The 1,154-nt window shown below is 56.0% G+C and carries 1 pseudogene; it reads right to left on the reverse strand.

The annotated features are described in order from the left end of the window. Positions 1 to 324: 324 nt before the first annotated feature. A pseudogene (locus tag DXD16_RS10330) lies at positions 325 to 1,154 on the reverse strand (hypothetical protein); the annotation flags it as partial.

Below are 1,154 nucleotides of genomic sequence, written 5' to 3' on the forward strand. Positions count from 1 at the left end.
CTCTTCTTGCGAGAATGTCGTTCATCTCGGCACCTCATTTCAAGGGTCGGCGACTAACTTGGTAGCACTAATGTAAGTATATCAGGCGGTTTGCCCGCCATTGATCGGGCGTGCGCGTATACCCCTTGATTAACAGCCATTAAATCTATCCCTTAAGGAACGCGGCTTGCTAGTGTTGTCTGGGCATTGATGGCTGCGTGGTACAAGAGACGGCGGCATTGCCATCTGTTTTTTCAAGTAAAGAGGCCCGTTTCCATGGGTTGGGGAAACGGGCCTCTTTTGTCTCCGGGTTTGTGGATTGGCGAAGGTAGTATGATCTGGCGGCTATTTTGAGTTCTTGAGGCGGCGTGTGGCTGCGGTGGCTATTCCGAGTCCTGTGGCGGCGATGCCTGCGAGTGCGATTGCGCTCGGCGCTGCGTCGCCCGTGTTCGCGAGCTTGCCGGCGGTCGTATCTGCTTGCTTGCCGCTGCTCGAGTTCGCCTGCTTGGTGGAGCTCGGCGGGGTATTTTTGCCGGTCGCGGACGAGCCGGTGGGCTGCGCCGTCTCGGCCGGTTGCGCCGAGTTGGAGGGAGGCGTCGTCTCGGTCGGTTGCGTTATCTCGGGCGAGGTGGCCTTGTCTGCCGCGGCCTTTGCCTCTTCGTATGCCTTGCAGGCGTCGTCATAGGCCGTTTGCGCTTTTTTCAAATTGTCGAGGAGCGCATCTCGCCAGGCTGTGAACTGGTCGGTATGGGCTTTATATTTCTCTACAGCACGTTCACAGTCATTAACTTGTCTTTCCTGCCTTTTGAGGCGGTCCTGGACCTCGCGGAGCTCCATTTCGCAAAAGTCAACTCGCGCTTTTGCCGTTACGATCTCTTGGCGCAACGACTTTATTTGCTGTTTAATAGTTTCGGCAAGCTCCTCGTCGCCGAGTGCTTCGACTGCCTTAAGCTCCTCAAGTTTCATGTCTAATTTTGCTTGGAGCTCGCTTACCCGGTTGATGGCCTCGTCGTATTTGGCTTGGGCTGCATCGATGTCCGCTTGCATGGTGGGAAGGGATCCCCTCAATTCGGCGGCTTGCGCCGCCATCTTGTCGCGGAGCTCTTGAAAACGGGCAATGTCATCATTGAATCTCGCAATTTTCTCGGGACTTGCGGCGTCTTTTGCGGCCTCGA

Source organism: Collinsella sp. TF11-5AC, assembly GCF_003436775.1.
Lineage (GTDB): Bacteria > Actinomycetota > Coriobacteriia > Coriobacteriales > Coriobacteriaceae > Collinsella.